This window comes from Streptomyces albiaxialis (genome assembly GCF_039530985.1).
Taxonomy (GTDB): domain Bacteria; phylum Actinomycetota; class Actinomycetes; order Streptomycetales; family Streptomycetaceae; genus Streptomyces; species Streptomyces albiaxialis.
Genome location: NZ_BAAAPE010000007.1, coordinates 610,099 through 625,414, shown reverse-complemented (window position 1 = coordinate 625,414; position 15,316 = coordinate 610,099). Strand labels below are relative to the sequence as shown.

Annotated in this window: 16 protein-coding genes; 7 read left to right on the top strand and 9 right to left on the bottom strand. The window is 68.6% G+C overall.

Going from position 1 to position 15,316, the window contains the following annotated elements; all coding sequences use genetic code 11:
- Positions 1 to 8: 8 nt before the first annotated feature.
- A complete protein-coding gene (locus tag ABD343_RS13835) occupies positions 9 to 959 on the bottom strand; it encodes a DUF5829 family protein (RefSeq protein ID WP_425578171.1) in 951 nt (316 codons plus the stop codon).
- A gap of 233 nt (positions 960 to 1,192) precedes the next feature.
- On the opposite strand from ABD343_RS13835, the gene ABD343_RS13830 reads away from it, so the two are divergent.
- The gene (locus ABD343_RS13830; RefSeq protein ID WP_344527677.1) at positions 1,193 to 2,479 is read left to right on the top strand and encodes an SGNH/GDSL hydrolase family protein; all 1,287 of its coding nucleotides are present in this window, start codon (positions 1,193 to 1,195) and stop codon (positions 2,477 to 2,479) included.
- Here ABD343_RS13830 and ABD343_RS13825 read toward each other — a convergent pair.
- Entirely contained in the window at positions 2,440 to 4,014 is a 1,575-nt protein-coding gene (locus tag ABD343_RS13825; protein WP_344527675.1) for an MFS transporter, read from the bottom strand. The genes ABD343_RS13830 and ABD343_RS13825 overlap by 40 nt on opposite strands.
- The gene (locus ABD343_RS13820; protein ID WP_344527673.1) at positions 4,011 to 5,483 is read right to left on the bottom strand and encodes an FAD-dependent monooxygenase; all 1,473 of its coding nucleotides are present in this window, start codon (positions 5,481 to 5,483) and stop codon (positions 4,011 to 4,013) included. Before ABD343_RS13820 ends, ABD343_RS13825 begins: the two co-directional genes overlap by 4 nt.
- Before the next feature lie 54 nt (positions 5,484 to 5,537).
- Between ABD343_RS13820 and ABD343_RS13815 the strand changes: the two genes are divergently transcribed.
- The 4 genes from ABD343_RS13815 to ABD343_RS13800 all read left to right on the top strand — a co-directional run bounded on the left by ABD343_RS13815 (position 5,538) and on the right by ABD343_RS13800 (position 9,659).
- Positions 5,538 to 6,185: a TetR/AcrR family transcriptional regulator C-terminal domain-containing protein gene (locus ABD343_RS13815; RefSeq protein ID WP_344527671.1), complete on the top strand. Its 648-nt coding sequence runs from the start codon at positions 5,538 to 5,540 to the stop codon at positions 6,183 to 6,185.
- A gap of 417 nt (positions 6,186 to 6,602) precedes the next feature.
- On the top strand, positions 6,603 to 7,319 hold the full coding sequence (locus ABD343_RS13810) for a hypothetical protein (RefSeq protein ID WP_344527669.1): 717 nt from the start codon (positions 6,603 to 6,605) through the stop codon (positions 7,317 to 7,319).
- On the top strand, positions 7,312 to 8,295 hold the full coding sequence (locus ABD343_RS13805; protein ID WP_344527668.1) for an McrB family protein: 984 nt from the start codon (positions 7,312 to 7,314) through the stop codon (positions 8,293 to 8,295). Before ABD343_RS13810 ends, ABD343_RS13805 begins: the two co-directional genes overlap by 8 nt.
- Positions 8,292 to 9,659 carry a 5-methylcytosine restriction system specificity protein McrC gene (locus ABD343_RS13800; RefSeq protein ID WP_344527666.1) on the top strand — a complete coding sequence of 456 codons (1,368 nt, stop codon included), beginning with the start codon at positions 8,292 to 8,294 and terminating at the stop codon, positions 9,657 to 9,659. The genes ABD343_RS13805 and ABD343_RS13800 overlap by 4 nt, the downstream gene beginning before the upstream one ends.
- Here ABD343_RS13800 and ABD343_RS13795 read toward each other — a convergent pair.
- The gene (locus tag ABD343_RS13795) at positions 9,637 to 10,800 is read right to left on the bottom strand and encodes a DNA methyltransferase (protein WP_344527664.1); all 1,164 of its coding nucleotides are present in this window, start codon (positions 10,798 to 10,800) and stop codon (positions 9,637 to 9,639) included. The two genes, ABD343_RS13800 and ABD343_RS13795, sit on opposite strands and share 23 nt — an antisense overlap.
- A gap of 398 nt (positions 10,801 to 11,198) precedes the next feature.
- Between ABD343_RS13795 and ABD343_RS13790 the strand changes: the two genes are divergently transcribed.
- Both ABD343_RS13790 and ABD343_RS13785 read left to right on the top strand, forming a co-directional pair.
- Positions 11,199 to 11,456, top strand: a complete 258-nt coding sequence (locus tag ABD343_RS13790) for a hypothetical protein (protein ID WP_344527662.1) — start codon at positions 11,199 to 11,201, stop codon at positions 11,454 to 11,456.
- Between the two features lie 675 nt (positions 11,457 to 12,131).
- Positions 12,132 to 12,431, top strand: a complete 300-nt coding sequence (locus tag ABD343_RS13785) for a hypothetical protein (RefSeq protein WP_344527660.1) — start codon at positions 12,132 to 12,134, stop codon at positions 12,429 to 12,431.
- A 218-nt stretch (positions 12,432 to 12,649) separates the two neighbouring features.
- Here ABD343_RS13785 and ABD343_RS13780 read toward each other — a convergent pair whose 3' ends face one another.
- The 5 genes from ABD343_RS13780 to mca form a co-directional block, all read right to left on the bottom strand.
- Positions 12,650 to 12,922: a hypothetical protein gene (locus ABD343_RS13780; protein WP_344527658.1), complete on the bottom strand. Its 273-nt coding sequence runs from the start codon at positions 12,920 to 12,922 to the stop codon at positions 12,650 to 12,652.
- Positions 12,919 to 13,272 (bottom strand): DUF6247 family protein, encoded by a 354-nt coding sequence (locus tag ABD343_RS13775; protein WP_344528554.1) that lies wholly within the window; start codon positions 13,270 to 13,272, stop codon positions 12,919 to 12,921. Before ABD343_RS13775 ends, ABD343_RS13780 begins: the two co-directional genes overlap by 4 nt.
- A 127-nt stretch (positions 13,273 to 13,399) precedes the next feature.
- Entirely contained in the window at positions 13,400 to 14,065 is a 666-nt protein-coding gene (msrA, locus tag ABD343_RS13770; RefSeq protein WP_344527656.1) for a peptide-methionine (S)-S-oxide reductase MsrA, read from the bottom strand.
- A gap of 40 nt (positions 14,066 to 14,105) precedes the next feature.
- Positions 14,106 to 14,360, bottom strand: a complete 255-nt coding sequence (locus ABD343_RS13765; RefSeq protein WP_344527654.1) for a hypothetical protein — start codon at positions 14,358 to 14,360, stop codon at positions 14,106 to 14,108.
- Positions 14,361 to 14,364: 4 nt separating this feature from the next.
- Positions 14,365 to 15,243, bottom strand: coding sequence for a mycothiol conjugate amidase Mca (gene mca, locus ABD343_RS13760; protein WP_344527652.1), 879 nt, complete (start codon positions 15,241 to 15,243; stop codon positions 14,365 to 14,367).
- Positions 15,244 to 15,316 lie beyond the last annotated feature (73 nt).

Here is a 15,316-nt window from a genome sequence, read left to right as displayed (position 1 = left end):
GCTCGTCTTCAGGCCGTCCCGTCGAACCTCCATACGGCGCCGGCGTCCGGGCCGACGGTGAGCGTCGAGTTGCCGATGCGCTCCTCGTGGGGCTCCTTCACGGGCCGGTTGAGGGACATCCCGACCTGCTTGAGGCCCGCCTCGGCGCGCGGGACGGCGTCGAAGCGCAGCACCGTCCCGCCGCCGCGCGCGACGACGCCCCCGCCCTCCGTGGAGCGGAGCTTGAACCCGCCGGCCCGCAGCAGCGGCACCGTGTTGGCGAGGTCGCGGGCGGTCACGCCGAGCCGGACGGAGGTGATGTCGCGCATGAGGTGGTCGCGGTAGTCGTCGTTGAGGTAGCGCTCGCGGCCCACGTCCCCGGGGTAGTTGGGCGGCTCCGTCTTGCCGCGCGGGTCGGCGAAGTACTCGGGGCGGTACTCCATGCCCCAGGCGCCGAAGGCGTCGTACTCGCCGGTGGTGAAGACCGCGTCGAACCACGGCACCGGCACGCCGTCGCCGAAGTCCCGCGTCTGCTTGTACTCGACGGGGTCCGTGATCCCCAGGTCGCGCAGCCGGTCGATCACCTGGGCGAGCCGGCCGTCGCGCTCGACGGAGACCCCCATCCCGCCCGCCCCGAACTCGCCGTCCTGGCCGGGCAGGTCCCCGACCCCGAACAGCTCCAGATACGTCTCGCGCCCGAGCAGATAGCGGCCCGTCCACGTCCGGCCGTCGGAGCCGGTCGTCGTACGGACCTGGAAGTTGGCGAACTCCCGGAGATACTCCGAGTGTTCGATCGCGTCGGCGGTCTCCCGGTCCAGCACCCCGTACGCGTGGTTGTAGTACAGCGTCTGGCGGCCGCCCTGCGGCCGCGCGTCCTCGGCCCGGGACCGGTCCTCGGCCGTAGCCACTCCGCCCCCGACAGCCCCCGCGAGGATCACGGAGACGGCCACGATCACCTGTAACGCTCGTCGAACCAGCATGCCGGGATAGTAGAGCGCCCCGTGCCTTACGCCGAGAACATCGCCGAAATCGGCCAACCGCACGGATATGGAGGAGAGAGGACCACAACACCGAGTAAAGCGGGACAGGAGGGGAAGCTGATGCGGGACGAATCGAACGGTACGAGCGAAGGAGCGGACTCATGCGCGACACGGAGAGACGGACGACGCGGAACGCGACCCCCACGGACGGCGCCCGGCGGCGATTACGAGCCGTGGCACGCCGGGCGGCGGTCCTGTGCTCGGCGGCCGCCCTGCTGGCCGTGCCCCTGTGGCCCGCGCAGGGCGCGAGCGGATCCGGGGGAAACGAGGGGAAGGGATGGCGGGGGAGCTGGGCCACTTCCGTCCAGCAGCCGGGCCCCGGGTTCTTCCCGAACTGGTCCGAGAAGGGCTTCGAGCGGCAGACCGTACGCCAGGTCGTCCGCGTCAGCGAGGGCGGCGGCAGCGCCCGCTTCGCCCTCTCCAACCGCTACGGCGCCGCCGCGCTGAAGGTGGCGGGGGCGACGGTCGGGCGTACCGGCGAGGGCGCGTCCGTACGGAAGGGCACGGTCCGGCCGCTGACCTTCGGCAAGCGCGGGTCCGTGACGATCCCGGCGGGCGCGAAGACGTTCAGCGACGCGCTCCCGATGCGGGTGCGCCCGCTGGAGTCGCTGACCGTCACCCTGTACCTGGCCGAGCCGACCGGCCCCGCGACGTTCCACATGACCTCGCTCGCCACGAGCTACCGCGCCTCGGGCGACCACCGCGCCGACGAGAGCGGCGCGGCCTTCACCGAGACCTCCGAGTCCTGGTACTACCTGGCGGGCGTCGAGGTCCGCGGCCGCGAGGGCGGACGGGGTGACGGCGGACGGGACGAGGACGGCCGGGGCGAGGGCGGGCGCCGTGACGGCGTCGTGGCGTTCGGGGACTCGATCACCGACGGGTACGGCGCGACGGTCGACGCCGACAACCGCTTCCCCGACGAACTGGCGGAGCGCTTCGCGCGCGAGGGCCGCCCCCGCCCCGTCCTCAACCACGGCATCAGCGGCAACATGATCACCACCGGCACCCCGGGCACCGGCGAGAGCGGCGTGGACCGCTTCGCGAAGGACGCCCTCGCCGAGCGCGGCGCGGGCACCGTCCTGGTGCTGGAGGGCATCAACGACATCGGCCTGGGCGGCTCCGGAGGAGAGATCCCCGACGTGTCGGTGGAGCAGCTCGTCGCCGCCCACCGCGACCTCATCGGCCAGGCCCGTGCGAAGGGGCTCAAGGTGATCGGCGCGACGCTCCTCCCCTTCAAGGGCGCCGAGTACTTCACGGAGCGCGGCGAGGCCAAGCGGGACGCCCTCAACGACTGGATCCGCACCTCCGGCGCCTACGACAAGGTGGTCGACCTCGACCGCGCCATGGCGTCCCCCGACGACCGGGACCGCATGGCCCCGGCCTACGACAGCGGCGACCACCTCCACCCGAACGACGCGGGCTACCGGGCGATGGCGGAGGAGGCCGCGGAGGTGTTCTGACCGTCCCTGCGGCCCTCGGGGCCCTCGGGGGCCGAGGCGACGGGGCGGGAGCGGCGCGGGGCCGTGCGGGTGACCAGCGTGGCGAGCAGCGCGAGCGCGCACACCCCGGCGGCAACGAGGGCGGCCGTGTGCATCGCGCTGAGGAACGCCGGTTCCGCGGCCCGCGCCGCCGCGGGGTCGCCCGTGGCCAGCGCCGAGGCGAGCGATTCGGACGCGGCCCCGCGTACGTCGGCGGGCGCTTCGGCGAGCCGGTCCCGCACCAGGCCCCCGTACCGGGACCACAGGACCGAGCCGAGGACCGCGACGCCGAGCGCGCTGCCGAGCTGGCGCAGTGTGTTGAGCAGCGCCGAGCCCGCACCGGCGCGCTCGGCGGGGACCGAGGACGAGGCCAGCGTCGTGCCGGGCGCGAGGACGAGCGCGAAGCCGAGCTGGAGCACGAACGCGTCCGCGACGAACCAGCCCGCGCCCGTACGGGCACCCAGCCCGGTCACGCCCGCGAACGCCGCGGTCATGAGCGCGGTCCCGGCCGCGATCGTCGCGCGCGCCCCGAACCGCTCCGTGGCCACGCGCGAGAGCGGCGCCCCGACCACCAGCCCCGCCGAGAGGGGGACGAGGAGCAGGCCCGTCTGCAACGGCGAGTAGCCGCGCAGGATCTGCAGATAGAACGTGGTGAAGTAGAGGTAGCCGAAGACGACGAACGAGCCGAGCGTCAGCGCCACCGCGGCGACGGTGAACGAGCCGTGCCGGAAGAGCCCGACGTCCACCAGCGGTTCGCGGTGCCGGACCTCCGCCACGACGAGCCCGGCGAGCACGAGGCAGCCCGCCGCCGCGGGCGCCCACGTACCCGGGTAGGTCCAGCCGTCGTCGATGGCGTGGACGGCGCCGAAGACCAGCAGGCCGATGCCCGCCAGCGACGCGGCGACGGGCGTCACGCGCAGCTCCCCGGCCCCGCTCGCCGGAACGGCGGGGATCCAGGCCCAGGTCGCCGCGAGGCCCAGGAGGGCGACGAGCGCGACCAGTTCGAGCACGGAGCCCCACCACAGGCCCGCGCTCAGCAGCGCGCCGCCGAGCAGCGGCCCGAGCGAGATGGACAGCCCCGAGGCGGCGGCCCACGCGGCGATGGCCCGCGCGCGGTTCCCTTCCGGGAACACCCGGAGGATCACCGCGAGCGTCGTCGGCATGATCGTGGCGGCGGCCACGCCCGTCAGCGCGCGCAGCGCGATGATCGCCGGGGGCGAGCCGAGGAGCCCGGTCACCGCCGTCGTCACGGCGAAGGCCGCCGAGCCCCAGACGAGCAGCCGTTTCAGCCCGAACCTGTCGCCCGCGTTCCCCGCGACGAGCAGGAAGCCCGCGAAGGTGAGGGTGTAGGCGTTGAGGAACCACTGCTGCGCGGTGTTGTCCGCGCCCAGCTCGTCCTGCATCGTCGGCAGCGCGACGTTGAGCACGGTGCTCCCGAGCAGGACCGCCGAGACGGTGAGCGTGAGGGCGAGCAGGGCGAGAACGGGCCGGACTTGGCGGGTGGTGCGGTGGATCATGCGGGATGCCTTTCGGGGGGCGTGCCGTGGAGGGCGGCGAGGGCGTGCTCGGCCTCGCGGGCGAGGGCGGCGGAGTCGGTCGTGCCGGAGGCCCAGCCGACGTAGCCGTCGGGCCGGATCAGCGCGGCGCCGACGCCGTCCCACGCGGGCCTGTGCTGCGGCTGCTGCGGGGCGAGACGTCCGTCGCTCGTGCGCGGGGAGCCGACGAGAACGGGTCGGCCGTCCGCCAGCAGGTCGTAGAGGTGCCGGGAGTCGGCGAGGAGGAGGTTCGGCGCGCGGCGCCCCGCGAGCGGATGCGTGGCGCCGGGCAGGTCGTACGCGACGGAGAGCCCGGAGAGGCGTTCCGCGAGCGCGTCCCGCAACTGGGGCCTTTCCGCGATGAGTTTGCCCATCAGGGAGCGCAGCGCGCTGCCCTGCGGCGAGAAGCCCATCATCAGCGCGGTCTGCGCCTGGGTGTGCTCGATGGTGTCGGCGCCGACGGGGTGGCGCTCCGCGTGGTACGTGTCGAGCAGCGCGTCCGGCGCCCGGCCGGTGACGACGGCGGCGAGCTTCCACCCCAGGTTCATCGCGTCCTGGACGCCCACGTTCAGCCCCACGCCGCCCGCGGGCATGTGCTGGTGCGCGGCGTCGCCCGCCAGCAGGATCCGGCCCGCGCGGTAACTCCGGGCCAGGCGGCTCGTGTTGCCGAACCGGGAGAGCCAGGAGGGGCTGTGCATCCCGTAGTCCGTGCCGGTGACGGCCCGGACCCGTTCGCGGAAGTCCTCGAACGTCAGCTCGCCCGGCCAGTCCTCGCGGATGTCCTCCGGCGAGTGCATCGCGATCCGGTGCAGGCCGCCGGGGAGCGGGACGAGCATGAGCGTGCCCCGCCGCGTCCACGCGCTCACGACCGCGCCGGGCGGCGGCTCGTCGAGCACCACGTCCCCGAGCGTCCCGAGCGCGGTGAACGAGGTGCCCTCGAACGCGATGTCCGCGCACTGCCGCACGACGCTGCGCGTGCCGTCGCAGCCGACGGCGTAGGGGGCGTCGAGCGCGTACGTACGCCCGTCCGGCGCGAGGACGGTGAGGCTCACGGAGTCAGGGGCGCTCACGGCATCGGTCACCCGGTGCCCGCGCCGCACCTCGGCACCGAGTGCGAGGGCGCGTTCCTGGAGCAGCTCTGTGGTCCTTGCCTGAGGGATCGTGAGGGTGAACGGGAAATCGGTGTCCAGCGAGCCGAAGTCGAGGCGGTCGTCGAGCACCGCGAAGTGGCCGCTGGATATCCGTCCGCCCTCCGCGAGCATGCGCGTGTGTGCGCCGCGGAGCGCGAAGGTCTCGATGGTGCGGGGGTGGACCGTGAGGGCCCGGGAGTGCGGATCGATCTCCGGCGCCCGCTCCAGGACGACGACGCCGACCCCGGCCAGCCGCAGCTCGCAGGCCAGCCACATGCCGGTGGGCCCGCCGCCGGCGATCACGACGCTCTGCTGCTCCATGGGTGCACCTCTCTATCAGTGACCAAGAAGAACAGGCACAGGTATACTTGTTCAGTGACCAAGAAGCAAGCCGCCGCCGATCGCGCCAAGGTCGGCATCACGCTGGAACATGTCGTCGGCGCCGCGTTCGCCGTGCTCGACAGGGGCGGTGTCGCCAAGCTCTCCACCCGGGCGATCGCCTCCGAGCTGGGCGTCAGCATGAACACCGTGATGTGGCACATCCGCACCAAGGACCGGCTCCTGGACGCGATGGCCGAGGCCGTCCTCGCCGAGGTCGATGTCGAGGACCTCCCGGAACCGTGGGAGGAACAGGCGGCCGAACTCCTGAGCCGCCTCCGCCACGCGATGCTCGCCCATCGCGATGGCGCGCTGCTCGTCTCCGGCACGTTCCCCGCGGAGCCGCGCACCCTCGCCTTCACCGACCGCCTGCTGAGCGCCCTGCTCCGCGGCTGCCCCACCCGCAAGACGGCGGCCTGGACCGCCTGGAACCTCTTCTACTTCACCCTCGGCCTCGTCCAGGAGGAACAGGCCACCCCCGAAGACGCCCGCACCCGCCTACGCGCCCAGGCCGACGAACACCGCTTCCCCGCCCTGACCTCCACCCTGGACGACCTCACCTCCACCGACTTCGAAGCCCGCTTCCACTTCGGCCTCCACCAACTCCTCCGGGCAGCAACGGCAACCCCGGCCCCGGAGAACTGAACCCGAAATTGTTACCTCGCTGACCTGCGAGAACCCCGAAGAACCCGGACAACAACCCCCTGTTTGTATCCTCCTGTGTCCGGCTCGATCCCCCTCGATCCGGCACCCGTGCTGACGTGTCAGCACGGACACGCCAGCGTTCACATTCGGCAATGACGACCAATAGAACTGATGTTCAAGGCTGCCATGGAGGCGGGTGGAAAGCTGTTTGCAGGGAACATCGACGGACCTGCTCCACCGGCGTGATCATCAGGTCGTCGCGCTCAGGTGACGCAGGCGTTCCCGGAGGCCGGGTCGAGGGCGCATCCTGACCGCGCGCACCCGCGCGTCCTGCCCGCAGGCAGACGCTTGGATCTATTGATCTACGTTTCCCAACAAGGTGACCGGCACGGGTGCCCTTTAGGTACGTTGGCTCACGTGAGTGAGACGGGAGAAGCACCAGCGCAGAGCAGAGGCGCGCTGCTGGAGGAGTCGATGGCGGTCGTAGAAGACACCCACAACCTGCACGTGCTCACCAGGGCGGCAGTCATCGCTGGGATCGGCGCACTGAAGGCCCAGCGCATCCACGAGCACTTCCCGGCCTACCTTCAGCTACGCAAGTTGGCCGTTGCCTCTGGCTCTCCGACGAACATAAATCCTGACTGGAAGGAGGTCAGCGATCTGCTGAAGATGCCTGGTGGGCCGCCCACCAAGCCGCACTACCGGCCGTTCAGTTCGGTCAATCGCAGGGATGAGACAGGTTACTGGTATAACCGCAATCTTGCCGGAAGCTACGCCCCGAAGTCGATGAGGGCGACCTCGAGCTTCATGCTCAACGCGAACGGCGACAACTACGAGCTTTCCACCGATCACGCCCAGCAGGCCCTTGACAGGCTGTTGAAAGGAACGAAAGTGCCTGCTTGGGCACTGGCGACCTACTATCTGCGCAACTACGGCTTCGTCTTTGAGGGCGAGGGTGGTTACGACGAGTTGATCACCGCCTTCAGGAAGGAATTTGGCTTCGAGCAGAGCACTGATTTCGACGTGATCTTCGAGGATAACGAACCGATTCAGTTCACCGAGCCCTGGTTCGAACCGTTCGATCAGGCGTCCGGCAATGAATCCGACCATAAGGAAGGCGCGCTCAATGACTGACGTGTCCCTGGTCCAGGGCCTCCGGGAGTTGAATGCCGACGACCTGGATATCGGGTACGTCGCGCGCGCTCAGGCGTCACATGGGTCCAGTGCCCCGGACGCCCCGCTGCTCCAGTCCGACGACCCCCGGTTGGAGACGATCCTCAGGCTTCTACGGCGCTTCGGAGGCGTGATCCTCAGTGGCCCGCCCGGCACCAGCAAGTCGTGGTTGGCCGGGCAGATCGCGGACAAGATCACGGGTGGCGATGGCAACCGTCGAGCCGACATCCAGTTTCATGCCTCGTATCAGTTCGAGGATTTCATGGAGGGCTATCGCCCGAAGAAGGATGGCAGCGGGTTCGAACCCCGCGACGGGGTCTTCCTCCAACTGGTGCGGAAAGCACATGAGAACGCGGATGACGCCTACGTGCTCGTCGTTGATGAATTGAGCCGCGCGGACGTTGGCCGCGTGTTCGGCGAGGCGCTGACCTACATCGAGCGGAACAAGCGTGGCCAGCGTTTCAACCTGCCGTCCGGTGACACCATCTCGATCCCGCTGAACGTGTTTCTGATTGCCACGATGAACCCGCTTGACCGTGGTGTTGACGACGTGGACGCGGCGTTCGAACGCCGGTTTGCGAAGGTCGATATGCCGCCCAGCCGGGAACTGCTCGAGCGGATGCTCGACGATAACGGCTTCCCCGATGGCAACATTCATCGGCGCCTGCTCGGCTGGTTCAGCAAGATCAACGCCCGTGCGGCGCAGACGCCGGCCGCTGCCGTGGGGCACGCGTATTTCGCTGACGTGACCGATGCAGAGACCCTTCAAGAGGTCTGGGATTACCAATTGAAGTACCTCGTCGACCGGGCATTCAAGTACGATCCGGAGACGCGCGCTGAAATGGTCAATGGCTGGGCAGCGATCTTCGAGTCGCCTGACGACGAGAGTCAGCCGCCTGTTGCCGAGGAAGCCGGATCGAAGGCCGAGGCGCCATGACGGTCGTTACGCTTGACCGGCTCACGGAGCCGAACCGGACCGTCATCCCGTGCTCGGAGTATGGGCCGATCAGCGTTGCCCCGGAGGACGTTATCGGGCACGACGGACGCCTTGCTCTGGCTCCCGGTGTGCTGAACCACTACGTACGAGTTGACTTCAAGGACGGCCAACTCCGCCTCTCCGCTAAAGGCGTGACCGGTCTGATGCCGCTCACCGACCGCATTGCGATTCAGGTACGCCCGCGGTTCCCGCTTCGGAGCCTCACGCACATGGTGACCGTGGCCGGCTATGCCCCAGCAATGCTGTCGGCATTGCGCGAGTACAGGCCGACCGATCAGTGGAGTGACTGGCTGCTCGACGTGATGACGGACGGGCTGCTCGACGTGATGGACACCATCGCCCTGAACGGATTCCTCCGTACCTACGACCGCCGTACCGAGGATGGGTCCTACCCACATGGCCGCATCGACACGACGGCCACCATGCTCCGGTTCGCGGCGCGCGGCATGAACCATCGGGCGCAGTACTCCTGGTTCGAGCGGACCATCGACAACCCGCCGAACCGCTGCCTGAAGAGCGCGGTCTCACTCCTGCACGGCCGTTACGTCAACGCGCCGCGCCACAAGGGCGTGCGTGGGCGCGTAGCGCGTCTCGGGGAGGCACTGCGAACCCTCGAACACGTGACACTGGAGAATCACCCCGCCAGTCTCGATGACCCACAGGTGCGCGGCGAATCTCCCATCCCCGAGACGCGGTCCTACTACCGGTCGGCGCTCGATCTCGCCGTCGCAATTCTGACTCGCCGCGGCATAAGTCTGGACGCACCTACCGGCGACCTCACCATGCCAACGCTGCTCGTAAAGACTGAGGACCTCTTCGAGAAATTCGTCCGTGTCAGCCTTCGGGCGGCACTGGCTGGTCATCCGAACCTGGCGGTCCTCGACGGCAACCAGGAACCTGGCCGGCTGCCGCTCTACGAGGACCTGCCAGATGCCACGAGTCGGGTCTTGCCGGATCACGAAGTGCCGACAACGAGCGGTGAGCCGCCATACGCTGAGCCCGACGTCGTCTTCCGCATGGACGACGGCACTCACCCTGTGATCGCGGACGTGAAATACACCGACGTCAAGAACTTGGCCGCCCGCTCCGAGGTCGAGCAGATAGTGCTCTATGGCCTCCGTTACAGGGCTCCAGTCGTGATGACCATTCACCCGCGCCGAGCTGGCGCGAAGAAGGGTCTCCACGTGGCCGGACGCATCGGCTCAGTGGTCGTAGCGCAGTATCGGATCGATCTCGGTGCCAACGATCTGGAGGCGGAGATGGAGGAGATGGGTGCGAAAATCAGCGAACTGATCGCTTTGTAGACTCCTTCGCCTTCCCCTGTTTCGGAACCTCTGTCTCCTGTGCAAGCGCCACTAGGTCGACACCGATCGCGTCCTGGCCCATGGCAGTTGCGGTCTTCAGGGTGGTTCCGGTGCCCATGAATGGGTCAAGCACTACGCCGCGGGCCGGCGTACCGTGGCCGCAGTCGGTCCAGCCCACGGTTGCCTTCTTGGCGAAGGTGAATTCGCGGAAGTAGCCACCGAGGACCGCTTTTGCTTCGGCAGCAAGCTGCTGTACTTCCTGGGAATTCCGCCCGGTGCCATTCTGGAACTTGGTGGCCTTACCGACGTCAGAGATGCCGGTCGCTTGGACCGCGCGGATGTGGTCGGGCGTCAGCCCGTGCTCCTTCGCCAACTCCATGGCGCGTCGAGCCTGTGGCCTCTGCGGATCGAGTTGGTCGGTTCGCTCCAACACGCGGGTGCGAGGCTTAGCGCAGGTGGAGCAAACCTGTGGCGGACAGCCGAGCATGACGGCGCGACGCACCAACTCCTGCGGGTATGGGGCAAGGTGTGCACCCATGTTCCGCTCAGGCATAATCTTCCAGACGTCGCCGGGGTTGGCGCCGTTGCCCATGTATTCGCTGTAGCCGATCAGGTCGTAGTAGTAGTTCGGTTTCAGGGCGAGGTGAATGACGTATTCGTGGCGGTTTGCGAGCCGGTTCTTAGCGGGTTCTGGCATGCCGCTGTCCTTGGTCCAGATGATCCGATTGCGGATCAGCCAGCCGCGCTGTACTGCGGCGAACTCCAATAGCCCCGGGATACCCATGAGGGACCGCTTGTGATAGGTATCGCCGACGTTGAGAAAGACCGAGCCAGCCGGGCGGAGTAGTCGCTTCCACTCGTCCAGACATTCCATCATCGACTCGACGTAAGCTTGCGGTGTCGACTCCTGACCGATCTGATCCGCGTGGCCGTAGTCACGCTTCTGCCAGTACGGAGGTGAGGTGACGATCAAGTCGACCGAATTGTCCTCCAGGCCGGTCCGGCGGGCGTCCCCAATGACCACCTCTGCACTGGCGGGCGAGAGGTTCTCTTCCCAGTCCTCCAGGCTGCTGACACCAGCCGTCGACAGGTTCCGCGAAATAACGGGCTCCGCGTCATTAGCCTCAAGAGTCAGGGTCACTCTCTTCTCCTTCTACCGGGCCAGCCTTCAGTTTGGTGCAAGCGGTGGGGGAATCACGTAGGCACGACGCGCACCTCCGCACCTCACACACCCTCCGGCAGGGACACTAGACGCGACCACTGACAATAGCCGCCTCGAGGCCGCCCGGCGGACGGGGGCAAGCCCGATCGCATGTATCCGACACTTCACTCGGCGAGTCTGCCGCCAGCACGGCAGGGGGCAGGGCGTCGGCCCCCACGAGACCGCGAGCCGCGAGGATGGAGGCGCGAGGTTTACGGCCCCGTCAGTGCGGCCAGGAAGCCGTCCGGTCGTGAGGCCGATCGGCTGTGCATCCACTCCAGCATGTTAGCACGTTAACATGCTGTACGCAAGCGTGCTAACGGTAGGATGGCGTCCTGATGACTCCCGAGACCGAACTGAAGCGCGCCATGCAGGAGGCCGACCCACGCAAGCGCGCCGCGAGCCTCGCCGTCCTGCTCGACCGGTTGGGAGCGGTGCGCAAGGACGTACTGACCGCGCGTGACGCTACCGCGAGGGAACTCCATTCGGCCGGTGCCAGCGGTGCGGAGATTCAGCGTCTCCTCGGCATCTCCCACGGCAGGGTCAGCCAGATTCTGTCCGGCTGGGACGAGCACCGCGGTAAGGCTGCCGGTTAGCAGCGCCCGGGGTCTCCTTGTTCCAGTTTCCCGAGCTGCCGACTCGTCCTGGCTGCATGCGCGGCACGGCAGGCTCCTCCGGCTCTTCGCGCACTTCCTGCAGCTCCAGGGCGTCGCATAGTCGTCCGGGTCCTCCGGCATCGCGACCGACGGCATCTCGCATGGAGCCAGCCTCTCGGGCAGCCAGGGTTCGATCTGAACCCGCAGACGTCGGATTGTGCCGACATGCTTGCCGCGCGGCGTGGGGGACATCACGAGACTGTCTCCGATGATCTCGCCCCGCAGCCCGGTCGCAGCCTCGATCTGCTCAGCGACTTTACGCAGGTTCCCTGAGCGCGGATACAGCACAGGAAGAGTCACGACTGCCCACCTCCTCAACGGCGGCGGGTCGATCACAACCGTACCGAGGAAGAGCCCCACACTGCAGACACAGCCCAACACAGGCTGCTCCCCAGACCGCGAGAGCCTAGGGGAACCACGGGGAGACATAGGGATGGCAAACCTCGAAAAATCGGGGCCTATGAAGGAGTCGTCAGCACCGCCGTGCTGACACGTCAGCGCGAAAAAAGGCCCCTCCAAACCGCGTTTCCGCAGGTCAGATGGGCTATAGTAAGTGGAGTCTAGGGGAGTCGAACTCCCGGAAAACGAGACGGGTTCGCTCTGGGCTGCCGCACCGTGGAGTGGATATCGCCTGTCAGTACGGCACTTGGCGCGGGGATCGGCGTCGGGGCGACGCTGCTCGCCGATCGGCTGCGGTGGCGGCGGGAGCGGGAGGACCGGGCGCTGGAGACGCGGCAGCAGTTGTACGCGGAGTACTCCGCCGCCCTCTCCCGGATCAGGACCGCGCTCAACGAGGCCGCGAACGATTCCGGGCTGTCCGATGACGACCGCCGGGCCTGGCGCGTGAGCTCGTCCTCGCGCCCGGGGTGTACGAGCTGCGCCACCAGCTCGCGATCCTCGCGCCCCAGGAAGTGATCGCCGCCTCCAGCGCGGCGTTCAAGCTGCTGCGCGACACCCGCGACGTGCTCGCGGAGGGTGCCGACGCCGCGAGTGGGGCGTACGCGAGGCGTGGAGGACGCCTACGACGAGGCGATCGCGGAGCTGCGCCGCGTGATGCGCAAGGATCTTGGAATGAGCGAGAGGGGCTGGCCTCTCCCGACGAGGCTCCCGTAGCAGGTGTCCCGGGCCTCAAGCTAGAGCGCGTCGAACGGGGGCACGATGCGGACGATGATGATCAGTGGGTCGCGCGGTGCGAACAGGAAATAGAACCAGCCTCCAGCCGCGTCCATGCGGCGTAGGCCACCGGGCCGGGGGCCGTTGCCCAGGTCGCTGATGTCGACGCCCGTACTGGCGAGATCGACGAGCTGTCCCGCCAGACGTTCGACTTCGGCCGCTACGTGAGCAGGGATACCGCCCGCCACATGGGCGTGGTCGGGGTCGTACTCCCAGCGCCAGTCCGCGTTCACCGGGCCGGGAGGCCGGTGGCCGCGTGGGCCTCGTCGAGGATCCGCCCGATCTCGGCGGCGGCCTGCCGGGCCTGGGCGGCGTCGCCCGATTCGGAGGTGTCCTCCCAGCGGCGGAAGTCCGCTGCCAGTTCGGGCTGACGCTGGATGTGGACATAGACGGCCCACTGGGCGATGAACCGCTGGAGCGGAGCGAGATCGGACCCTTGCCGGGCCTGATCGGCCGCCTGGTCCAGCTCTCGCGTGAAGGCGGGCAGCGCCGCGGGTGCGATCTGACTGATGGCCTGCCGCAGTGCGGCGACCGTCGCCGGAGGCTGGGGGATGAGTGGTTGCCCGGCGGCTGAGGTGGTCACGGCTGCTCCCATGGGCGTGATTCTGATCCCTGGCGTCAGCGTATCGGGCAGGAGTGTCGGCCCACCGCTCGAAGGAGTGAGCCGGCGGATGTGGGTGTCCGCCGGCTCGTGGGGGCGGGAAGCCGGGTCAGTCCGACGCGGGGGCGATGCCGACCGGGCAGGAGACGCCCGTGCCGCCGATGCCGCAGTAGCCGGCGGGGTTCTTGTCGAGGTACTGCTGGTGGTAGGCCTCGGCGGGGTAGAAGGGGCGGCCTTCGGAGGGGAGGATCTCCGTCGTGATGTCGCCGTGGCCGGAGGATGTGAGCACGCGCTGGTAGGCGGCGCGGGAGGCCTCGGCCGTGGCGGCCTGCTCCGGGGTGTGGGTGTAGACCGCGGAGCGGTACTGGGTGCCCACGTCGTTGCCCTGGCGGAAGCCCTGGGTCGGGTCGTGGTTCTCCCAGAACCGCTTCAGGAGGTCGGCGTAGGACACCTTCGACGGGTCGTAGACCACACGGACCGCCTCCGTGTGGCCCGTCAGGCCCGAGCAGACCTCCTCGTACGACGGGTTCGGCGTCCGGCCGCCCTGGTAACCGACGAGGGTCGTCCAGACACCGTCCGTCTGCCAGAAGATCCGCTCGGCGCCCCAGAAGCAGCCCATGCCGAAGTCGGCGGTCTCCAGGCCCTCGGGGTAGGGGCCCTGCAACGGGTTGCCGAGGACCGTGTGGCGCTCGGGGACCGTGTACGCGGGCTCCGGGCGGCCCTTGAGGGCCTCCTCGGGGGTGGGGAGGTGGTTCTTCGTCCTGCCGAACAGCATGGGGTGCTCCGTTTCTGGGCCGCCCAGGAGGGCCGTGGCCCTACGTGGAGGGTGCCGCGTCCTTCGTCTTGGCCCCCGGCGAGGCCGCCCCCGGCGAGGGCGTCTCCGGCTCTTCCTCGAAGTCGACGCGGTTCATGTGCTTGTTCATCGACTTCATCAGGAACCACACGGCCACGCCGATCACCGCGAAGACGATGAAGCCGAGGACGCCTGGTGTGACCTTGTTCTCGTCCAGCTCCTTCGCCAGGGGAAGGAGCTGGACCGCCGCCGAGTGTGCCGTCTGCGTCGCGCTCATACCGTCAATTGTCGCGGATGCCTGCGAAGAGGTCGTCCTCGGGGAGGGAGGTCTCCACGCGGGACTTCGCCAGCTCGTACTCCTCCGTGGGCCAGGCGGCCTTCTGGATCTCCATCGGCACCCGGAACCAGCCCCCGTCGGGGTCGATCTGGGTGGCGTGGGCGATCAGTGCCTTGTCCCGGATCTCGAAGTACTCCGCGCAGGGCACGTGCGTGGTGAGGGAGCGCTCCGGGATGCCCATCTTCTCCCAGCGCTCCAGCCACTCCCCGTACGGCGACTCCAGGCCGCGGTCGAGCATGGCCTTGTGCAGCGCCTCGGTACGGGCACGGTTGAAGCCCTGGTTGTAGTAGAGCTTCTGGGGCTCCCAGGCCGGGCCGAACTCGGCCTCGGGGTACTTCTCGGTGTCCGCCGCGTGCTCGAAGGCGACCATCGAGATCTTGTGGGTCATGATGTGGTCCGGGTGCGGATAGCCCCCGTTCTCGTCGTAGGTCGTGATGACCTGCGGGCGGAACGAGCGGATCAGCTTCACGAGCGCGCCCGCCGCCTCGTCCACGTCCTGGAGGGCGAAGCAGCCCTCCGGGAGCGGCGGGAGCGGGTCGCCCTCGGGCAGCCCCGAGTCCACGAAGCCGAGCCAGGACTGCTGGACGCCCAGGATCTCCCTGGCCTCGTCCATCTCCTTCTTGCGGACCTCGTGGATGTGCTCCTCGACATAGGTGTCGCCCTGGAGCTTGGGGTTGAGGATGGAGCCTCGCTCTCCGCCTGTGCACGTCGCGACCAGCACGTCCACCCCCTCATCGACATACTTCGCCATGGTCGCCGCGCCCTTGCTCGACTCGTCGTCGGGGTGCGCGTGCACGGCCATCAGTCGCAGTTGCTCAGTCAAGACTCATTCCTCGTAAGGTCAAAGCGGCCCCGCCTTCGGCCCTGGTCTGTGGAGCGTCGCGGGCGGCTTCTAT

What these genes read in the sequence shown, in the direction of transcription:
- ABD343_RS13835 (WP_425578171.1), bottom strand. Translation starts at nt 959, where the DNA reads ATGCTGGTTCGACGAGCGTTACAGGTGATCGTGGCCGTCTCCGTGATC.
- ABD343_RS13825 (WP_344527675.1), bottom strand. Translation starts at nt 4,014, where the DNA reads ATGATCCACCGCACCACCCGCCAAGTCCGGCCCGTTCTCGCCCTGCTC.
- ABD343_RS13820 (WP_344527673.1), bottom strand. Translation starts at nt 5,483, where the DNA reads ATGGAGCAGCAGAGCGTCGTGATCGCCGGCGGCGGGCCCACCGGCATG.
- ABD343_RS13805 (WP_344527668.1), top strand. Translation starts at nt 7,312, where the DNA reads ATGACTGACGTGTCCCTGGTCCAGGGCCTCCGGGAGTTGAATGCCGAC.
- ABD343_RS13800 (WP_344527666.1), top strand. Translation starts at nt 8,292, where the DNA reads ATGACGGTCGTTACGCTTGACCGGCTCACGGAGCCGAACCGGACCGTC.
- ABD343_RS13790 (WP_344527662.1), top strand. Translation starts at nt 11,199, where the DNA reads ATGACTCCCGAGACCGAACTGAAGCGCGCCATGCAGGAGGCCGACCCA.
- msrA (WP_344527656.1), bottom strand. Translation starts at nt 14,065, where the DNA reads ATGCTGTTCGGCAGGACGAAGAACCACCTCCCCACCCCCGAGGAGGCC.
- ABD343_RS13765 (WP_344527654.1), bottom strand. Translation starts at nt 14,360, where the DNA reads ATGAGCGCGACGCAGACGGCACACTCGGCGGCGGTCCAGCTCCTTCCC.